Raw genomic sequence first — 444 nt, 5'->3', positions numbered from 1 at the left:
CTGTAAACCAGGAAATTCCCACGGAAAGCGCCAGAAATGGCGAAATTCCAAAGATTCAAACGCCACTCTTCGGAACGACGCGACATCCCGCACTCTCAGGCCTCGTTATTCAGACCTTCCCTAGCAAGTGAATTCGGCAGCAACTGGATCGGTGCGTTTCGCATCGAAGAGGAACGCTATGCGCTGGCAGCCGTTGTGGATGGCAGCATTGTTCCGAGTGCTGACCGAATTGGTACGCTGTCAGAAATCCGCGAGGAGCTAGGCGCCAACTTTAGTCACTTAGCTGGTTCCGGCGTGCTCTTTGAGCATGTGATTGCCCCGACGTCCACCCAATTTTGAGTAGCGCCTCAGTTTGGAGTCCAATTCCCTACCCCGAGGAGATTGGACGTGAAGAAACGTTTTACTGACGAGCAGGTCATCGGCTTTCTGCGCGAAGCCGAAAGC

General features: G+C 53.8%; 1 protein-coding gene. It reads left to right on the top strand.

Annotated features, from left to right (window positions below):
* Window positions 1-36 precede the first annotated feature (36 nt).
* The gene (gene pilO2, locus F7R02_RS25900; RefSeq protein ID WP_151210360.1) at window positions 37-339 is read left to right on the top strand and encodes a type 4b pilus protein PilO2; all 303 of its coding nucleotides are present in this window, start codon (window positions 37-39) and stop codon (window positions 337-339) included.
* Window positions 340-444: the final 105 nt, after the last annotated feature.

Origin of the sequence: Xanthomonas cissicola, from assembly GCF_008801575.1 — a bacterium.
In the GTDB taxonomy this organism is placed as follows: domain Bacteria; phylum Pseudomonadota; class Gammaproteobacteria; order Xanthomonadales; family Xanthomonadaceae; genus Xanthomonas; species Xanthomonas cissicola.
This window is presented reverse-complemented; position numbering and strand designations above follow the sequence as displayed.